The organism is bacterium, assembly GCA_023145965.1.
Classification (GTDB): Bacteria; UBP14; UBA6098; order UBA6098; family UBA6098; genus UBA6098.
This window is the reverse complement of the sequence record JAGLDC010000134.1, coordinates 1-3396: the sequence shown is the minus strand read 5'-3', so window position 1 is coordinate 3396 and position 3396 is coordinate 1. Positions and strand designations below refer to the sequence as shown.

At 42.8% G+C, this 3396-nt stretch carries 5 protein-coding genes; all 5 read right to left on the bottom strand.

From position 1 onward, the window contains the following. Positions 1-254, bottom strand: a 254-nt coding sequence (locus tag KAH81_10475; protein MCK5834078.1) for a hypothetical protein, incomplete at its 3' end; no start/stop codon positions are given. A gap of 21 nt (positions 255-275) precedes the next feature. Further along, a complete protein-coding gene (locus KAH81_10470; protein MCK5834077.1) occupies positions 276-899 on the bottom strand; it encodes a 1-acyl-sn-glycerol-3-phosphate acyltransferase in 624 nt (207 codons plus the stop codon). Then, positions 889-1869 (bottom strand): patatin-like phospholipase family protein, encoded by a 981-nt coding sequence (locus KAH81_10465; protein MCK5834076.1) that lies wholly within the window; start codon positions 1867-1869, stop codon positions 889-891. Before KAH81_10465 ends, KAH81_10470 begins: the two co-directional genes overlap by 11 nt. 28 nt (positions 1870-1897) lie before the next feature. Then, positions 1898-3022, bottom strand: coding sequence for a hypothetical protein (locus KAH81_10460; GenBank protein ID MCK5834075.1), 1125 nt, complete (start codon positions 3020-3022; stop codon positions 1898-1900). Between the two features lie 105 nt (positions 3023-3127). Next, on the bottom strand, positions 3128-3396 hold a 269-nt coding region (locus tag KAH81_10455; GenBank protein ID MCK5834074.1), incomplete at its 5' end, for a hypothetical protein.

Sequence of the window (3396 nt, the reverse complement as noted above, 5' to 3'; positions counted from 1 at the left end):
ACATACTCCTCGCCATATTTTTCCTGTCCATTTTCGATAGCATCGTCTATAGCATCTTGAAAATCCGGAGTCGAACCAAGCCCGGCAAATGAGCCTGAACAATCTTCTCCTTCAATCCGCTCGGCAGCATAAATCAGTTCTCTCCCTTGGTCGTTGTAGCTATCTGGCACGGACACGCCGTCATTATTCGTGCAACCTGAAAAAATATGCGCTATCAAAATTGCACCAAAGACCGCAATTGTGTATCCTTTCACAAAATCTCCTTAATTGAGATATTAAAGCAATTTTTCATTATTATTTCCCTGATTCAAAAGTAAATAAATCTCATTTTTTATCATCGATGTATATTTCTCAATTGATTCACGATTGGAATTAGAAAAGTCTGTTACAATTGGTTTTCCAAATTTAACTATTACTCGATGCGGTCTGGGGATTTTTTTGCCCAAAGGGAGCAGTCGGTTACTTCCGATAATGGCAACAGGAATAACGGGAACTTTCGCATCCAGCGCCAGTTTGGCAGCGCCATCTTTAAAATGCCCCAATGTTCCATTTCCACTGACATAACCTTCGGGAAAAACAGCAAGAACCTTATTTCGCTGTAAAATATCCAAAGCAGTTTTTAAGGTTTGATTGCAAACCCCTTTCCTATTAACAGAAATACCATTAAGTCCGGTAAATAGAAATCTTGAAAATCGATTTTTAAATAGTTCTTTTTTGCCGAGTGTGTAAATTTCCCTGTTCACGGCTGCCAATAGTATAAAAGCATCCAGATTGCTAAAGTGATTAGGAGCTAAAATAAATGCTTCATTGGATGGCAACCGGTTATTTCCTTCAACCCGCAGCCTTGAAAATAACTTTAAAAAAATCAATGCGATAAGTCTGACAATTTTATACAGCATAATGCTTTTCCAATGAGGTTTCTGCTATTTCCTTAATTTGCGGCAGCATTTCCTGCGCCGCTTTTTCACCAATTGCTATCAGTTCATTGGCACGATGAAAATGAAGCATATTGAAATCGCTTATATCCGGCGAAATAAGAATATCCGGTTTTTCCAACTGCAATTGCAATTGAACGATTCTATTTTCGAGAACATAAGCCCCTTGCATCATATTATTGAAAATTCCGGGGGAGGAGGGTATTTCATCTCTTGAACCATTTCCTGCTGACAGATTATCGAGTGATGAATCAGTATGTTTAAGTTTGTCTATTTTTTTCGTTTGTTTAAATATGCTATTACGCAGACGAGATAAATTTTCTTTTATAATAGCTTTCCGTTTAGGCTTTCCATTCTTTTTTTGAAAGCTAATCCCGGGTGAATGCACTACATTTACCGCAATAACAGTCGTGGCGCCCATCTTGTATGCAACATTAATCGGCAGTGGATTAACGATGCCACCATCGACTAAAAATTTATTTTGATAGTAAACCGGTTTGAAAAGCACAGGCATAGCAATGCTTGCAGCAATAGCCTCGATGAGCGAGCCACGGCTCAGAATAACTTCTTCCCCGATGGCAAAATCTGTGGCTATCGCCGCAAAGCAAACATTCATATCCTCGATGTTGACATTTGCACCCAGTTCATTCAAGAAATTTCTAACCCGATCGAGATTTACTAAACCCGATGTAGGCAAGCCAGGTAGAAGCATTCTACCGGTGAATTTCATACTGGTTCTACAGGCGACTTGCTCTATTTTTTCGATGCTAACGCCGGCTGCGTAAATGCCGCCAATAAATGCGCCCATACTTGAACCGACGATTATATCGGGCAAAATTTTCTCTCGCTCCAATACTTTCAGCACACCAATTTGTGTAAGTGCCCGTGCGCCACCGCTGCCAAGAACTAATCCTAATTTCTTTTTAGTTTTCATGTTAGAACATTGTTGAAATTTGATAATGTCATATTTCCCTCTCATATATCCGATAGCGCTTATAGACTTCCCCGCCTATTTCGCTGTCGAATTTATTTATCGGGTCGTTGTCCTCGAGGTTCCAGGATAGCTCGCACCATTTATAGCCTAATCTCCGACCTGCTTGCTCGGTTTCCAAATATAGAAGAATCGGCAATCCCGTCCGCCTGAACTGCGGCTTGAAACCGAATACCATCGCACGGACGCCGTTTATTTTCCTGCGATACCACAGCGCCTTCGCAATCTGGATCGGCCCGAGTTTGCCGTCGAGATGTTTGAGCACCTGATTGTAATTGGGAATAGTAACTCCGATTCCGGCGGGTTTGCCGTTCACGAAGACGAGAAGTGCGAGTTCCGGCACGGCGATGGGTTTCAATTCCTTGCCCATCAAATCCATTTCCTCATCGGTCATCGGCGAGAAACCCCAATTCTTCTCCCAGCTTTTATTGTAAAGGTCTTTGATAATAACCATCTCGTTGTGCATATCTTTGAAATTTATTTTGCGAATCTTCACATTTGGCTTGTTCTTTAATGCCTCCGCGAGTTTCTGTAATCTCTCCGGAATCCCCGTTTCGGCGTTTTTATAGAATGCCAGAAGGTCTTTCGCTTTTGCGAAACCGGCACCCTCGGCGAGCTCGGGATAATATTTCGGATTGTAGGGCATCATCACTGTCGGCGGCTTGTCGAAACCCTCTACAAGAAAAGCGCACTCGTCGTTCATCGAAGGGGACAGCGGCCCGCGAATGAAGGTCATTCCTTTGTCTTTTAGCCAATTTGCAGCGGCATCGAAAAGCGCATTCGCAACTTCCTGGTCGTTTATACACTCGAAAAAGCCGAATGCGCCCATCTTTTCGTCCCACAACTCGTTGTAATTGTGGTCGATTATTGCGCCGATCCTGCCGACTAACCGGAGGCCGTCATACGCGAGAAATAGCTCTCTCTCAGCGTGTTTCCAGAAAGGATGCTTTTCGGTATCCAATTTGAATTTCATATCCTTTTTCAACGGCGGAACCCAATTGTAGTCCGGCCAATATTTCCTGTAAATGAACCATGGGAATTTAATAAAATCCTTCAATTCCCCTTTTTTATCTACCGGCACTATCCTAACGCTCATTTATCACCACCTTGTATAGTCGATTAGACCATTTTGTTTTTTTGTTCGATTCACGTCGAAAAATTACGGGCATTACTCAAGAATCAGTGTCAAAGTTTTACGCGATCAGAAGCTATATTTGACCCTCAAATAGATTTCGTCGCTGTCCTTTAGCCTTCCGAATGCGGTAGTTTCCGTGCCGTCGATAATTCTTGCGCCGAGCACGACATCGGCGTTGTCAACCGGATGGTAAGTTATTTCGGGCGAATAGATAAGGGCATAGTTGTCCTCGATAGCGTCGAAATCTTTTATTTCGATGCCGCCGCCGATGGGCGCGATTTTCAGCTTGTCATCGAATAGTTTCCACTCCATGCCGAACATGAAATAGTCCTCGA